The following is a 3,878-nucleotide window of genomic DNA, read 5'->3' on the forward strand; positions in this document are numbered from 1 at the left end:
GTGGTGCTCACACATTTCTCGAAGTGTGATCAATTCGGCTTCGGATAATGGCTTTACGTACTTCACGCAGGCTCCTCGTAGAGGCTTTGACATTAACATCGTAATATCACTTATCCGATTTCGTTCACCATATCAACTTTGTTTGAAAATATTTGCTTGGGTACTTAGAAGTTTTTTTCCTGCTCATCTCAACAGTCCACTGACGCCATCGACCCTTGTCCGCATGAAAGCAATATGAAAAAGCTCAAAAAAACAAGTGTCTCTTAGCGCAACATGGACCCAAAGTCCCGCAAAAAATGAAGAGGGGCTAAAAAAATCAAGGGACCTCATGGAAGCGGTAGCGGCCGCCAGGGTGGAGGAGCCTCGATCCGCCTCAAATCCCCGTTCCACAAAAGGGTTTGCAGTTCCAGGGCTGCAAGGGACTTGACCTTGGAATCCGACGGGGCAAAGGCCCAGCGAAACTTTCCCGATGAAAGCCTTTTGTGGCAAAGCCAGAACCCCTGACCGTCATAGACCAGGATGCGCAGGCAGGTACGCCTCCGGTTGCAGAAAACAAAGACTGCTCCACCAAAGGGATCGCTGCCGAGCTCCCTGCGGCACAGAGCACAAAGACCATCGATGCCCTTGCGGAAGTCTGCGGGCTTGACAGCCACCAGGATACGCATGTGAGCCGTGATCTGGATCATGACTTCTCCCAGAAGCTCTTGAGCAGGAGGGGAAGGAGTGACTCTAGGGGACCATTGCAGTGAATATGCATGTGTCGACCACTGCCGTCGTTGCAGTCCACGGTAAGCTCACTGATGGGCCGCAGAGGAGAAAGCTCAACGAAATGAGAAATGGGCGGGGAAGGCTTTTGAACTCGCTCGCTAAGCTCATGGTAGCCCAATCTCAGCCTGTTGGCGACCCTCCCCACAGGATGGCTCCGGCAAAGGCACACGGCAGCCTCCCAAAGATCTTCGGGAATGCGTCTGGGGCGAGGTGTCCCCTGACGCCATGCGGCAAACAGATCCTCAACTTCTTCAAGGGTGAGGATTTTATCCGGGGTGATTTCTTGTGACATCGGCTGTTCTCCTTTGTGGGTTAAAGACGGCCGATTCTACAACACCCCGCAGGCGGATTTCATGCACGCTTGCCGAAGCCACACCAACGATCACGTCAAGCGCTACAAAAAGCGGCCCATCTACTGGCTCTTCTCCAGCCCCAAGAGCACCTTCAACGCCCTGATCTACATGCATCGCTACCGCCCGGATACGATCAGCATCGTGTTGAATGACTACCTGCGCGAATTTCGAGCCAAGTTGGCTGCCCGCAAGAGCCACCTGGAGCAGGTCAGCATCAGCAGTTCCGCCTCACAAAGTGAAAAGACCAAAGCTCTCAAGGAAATTGAAAAGCTCAACAAGATGATCAAGGAGTTGGAAGACTACGAACGCGAAGTCCTCTATCCCCTTGCTACTGAACAGGTGGAGATTGATCTCGACGATGGGGTGAAGGTCAACTACTGCAAGTTCGGTGCGGCACTCAAGAAGATCCCCGGCCTGGATGCGAAGGAAGAATAATGGACCACGAAAGGCACGAATTTGAGACTAACCTGCCGGCCAAGGGACAGCTTTTGGTCTACCAGACAGAAGACGGGAAGATCAGAATTGATGTCCGGCTTGAGCAAGAAACTGTCTGGCTGACGCAGAAACTGATGGCGGAGCTTTTTCAGACCTCCGTTCCCAACATCAACATGCACATCAAGAACATCTTCGATGAGGGGGAACTGGTAGAGGATTCAGTTATTCAGGAATTCTTAATAACTGCCTCCGACGGGAAAAACTACCGCACGAAATACTACAATCTCGATATGATCATCTCCGTCGGGTATCGCATCAAATCTCATGTCGCAACCCGCTTCAGGCAATGGGCGACTCAGCGACTGAGAGAATATATCGTCAAGGGTTTCACTCTCGATGACAAACGGCTGAAGCAGTCCGGTGGAGGCAATTACTTTGATGAGCTGTTGGCCCGCATCCGCGATATCCGGTCGTCGGAAAAGGTGTTCTGGCGCAAGGTTCTGGAGATCTATGCCACCAGCATCGACTACGACCCCAACACGGACATTTCCCGACGGTTCTTCGCCACCATCCAGAACAAGATGCACTGGGCCGCCCACGGCCATACTGCCGCGGAAGTCATTGCGGGGCGTGCGGACGCATCCCTTCCCAATATGGGATTGACCAACTGGGAGGGTGACAAGCCGAGGAAACCCGATGTCGCAATTGCCAAGAACTATCTCAGTGAAAAAGAACTGGAAATCCTGAACCGTATTGTCACATTCTACCTGGAATTTGCCGAACTGCAGGCTCTCGACCGCAAACCGATGTACATGCGCGACTGGATTGCAAAGCTGGATGATTTTCTAAAACTCAGCGGGGCGGTTCATCTCATTACCGTCGAGGATGAGTTCAGAAGTGACCAGCAGAAGGAACACCTGGAGAAAATCAAGGAATCCTGTTCGACCGTTGGTGTAACTTTCACGTGGGAGTTCGACGGAGCCAACAGCATCCATGCTCGTCACATCGTGGCGGACCATGGATGGAAAATCCTTTTGGACCGCGGTCTCGATATCTTTCAGCACTATGAGATGAATGACGCTTTCACGTTCGCAAACCGGCTGCAGCAGTTCCGTCAGTGCAAAGCGTTCGAGGTGACTTTCTTAAAGAGTGAAACTGCAAATCCTGATGAAGGTGTAACTCAAGGAATGAGCGTCTAAACAAAGCCTTGCAGTCGCATGGTGGCACACAGGGCTGATGAAATTGCGCCGAAGTTGCTCGGAAAGGGGCTCACTATGAGCTGACCTATTCTGCCAAAGGAAGCGGGGGCTGGGCATCGCGCGAAAGTCTTGTGACATTCCAGCACTGATTCATTGCTTGGTGATTTTGGGTAACGGTTGAAATTCTATCGGGACCCAACTGTAGCTGCTTCGTCCATCTGCCCGGACATGGCCAATTCCGGGGAAGGGCAAATGCATGGCGGCCACCAGAGACTTGCTGGATGCCGTGGCCTTCATGATACTGCGTCGGGTTGCAATAGCTTGCTTCTGGTTAATGTCGAACTCGATAGAAACGCCAGGCTTGGCAAACTGGAGGTTTCTCGGAATTGAAATCCGAGAGCTATAGTGGATGCGGATTTACCTGGATAGGGGGACTGTCGCATGGTCTCTCTGTGCCAGAAGTAAGAGGGTTTTCTGGCAGAAAAGGGAAAAAAGTGGTTTGGTGACGGATTGATTGATTTTTCGCCGGAAAAAAGGAAAAGATTCAGTGTGCGATCTTGAAGGGATCTTCAAACCGCTCGGGCGAGCTTTAAGGCGCTGTGATCAGGCTTGGGGTTTTTCAAGGTTTATCCCGTATCCAAGAATTCCTCTCTGTAGATGGCGCCGATTTCGCGAAGTGTTTGATCAAGCAGTTCCGCTGTAGAAGTTTTTTTCGATTTTTCCAGATAGTTGACAACGGCATGCTCCACAATGTTGGCGAGAGTGATGCGAATGAGCCCATAGTCGGCGTTCCTGCAGGACCCGTCGAGGTGATAGGTGTCGTTGAGGGAATTGCATCGCTCGGTGGAAGTGCGCAGATTCATGATTTCCTTGAATCGCTTGCTGTCTCTCGGGATGGGAGGATAGAGCCTCGGGTCTGTAGTCGAGGAGATATACACGATGGGTCCGAGGGAGCTTTCGGGCATGCAGTCCTGTCGCCGGGGACACTCGTCCAGGTGGATGACGTAAAGGGATTTCCCGTCTCGGTGCGTATGCCTTTTTGCAGGGCAGGTATAGACGTGAATTTTTCTGTACTCATTGTACAGGTGATGCCTCATGCGGACGCCTTCGGGACAGAGGGGAA

Annotated in this window: 3 protein-coding genes and 2 pseudogenes; 2 read left to right on the plus strand and 3 right to left on the minus strand. The window is 52.0% G+C overall.

What is annotated here, in order from left to right:
- Nucleotides 1-326: 326 nt before the first annotated feature.
- Complete coding sequence (gene tnpB, locus MWC30_RS21265; protein WP_244086212.1) at nt 327-686, minus strand: IS66 family insertion sequence element accessory protein TnpB; 360 nt, start codon at nt 684-686, stop codon at nt 327-329.
- The gene (locus MWC30_RS21270) at nt 683-1,060 is read right to left on the minus strand and encodes a hypothetical protein (RefSeq protein WP_244086213.1); all 378 of its coding nucleotides are present in this window, start codon (nt 1,058-1,060) and stop codon (nt 683-685) included. Before MWC30_RS21270 ends, tnpB begins: the two co-directional genes overlap by 4 nt.
- An 85-nt stretch (nt 1,061-1,145) precedes the next feature.
- On the opposite strand from MWC30_RS21270, the pseudogene MWC30_RS21275 reads away from it, so the two are divergent.
- A pseudogene (locus MWC30_RS21275) lies at nt 1,146-1,556 on the plus strand (class I SAM-dependent DNA methyltransferase); the annotation flags it as partial.
- A complete protein-coding gene (rhuM, locus tag MWC30_RS21280) occupies nt 1,556-2,755 on the plus strand; it encodes a RhuM family protein (protein WP_244086215.1) in 1,200 nt (399 codons plus the stop codon). The pseudogene MWC30_RS21275 and the gene rhuM, both read left to right, overlap by 1 nt.
- A 626-nt stretch (nt 2,756-3,381) precedes the next feature.
- Here the strand turns inward: rhuM and MWC30_RS21285 are convergent.
- A pseudogene (locus MWC30_RS21285) lies at nt 3,382-3,878 on the minus strand (hypothetical protein); the annotation flags it as partial.

Source organism: Desulforhabdus sp. TSK, from assembly GCF_022836495.1.
In the GTDB taxonomy this organism is placed as follows: Bacteria; Desulfobacterota; Syntrophobacteria; order Syntrophobacterales; family Syntrophobacteraceae; genus Desulforhabdus.

Bases quoted from the DNA above. Each gene is read 5' to 3' on its own strand.
- tnpB (WP_244086212.1), bottom strand. From the start codon at position 686: ATGATCCAGATCACGGCTCACATGCGTATCCTGGTGGCTGTCAAGCCC.
- MWC30_RS21270 (WP_244086213.1), bottom strand. From the start codon at position 1,060: ATGTCACAAGAAATCACCCCGGATAAAATCCTCACCCTTGAAGAAGTT.
- rhuM (WP_244086215.1), top strand. From the start codon at position 1,556: ATGGACCACGAAAGGCACGAATTTGAGACTAACCTGCCGGCCAAGGGA.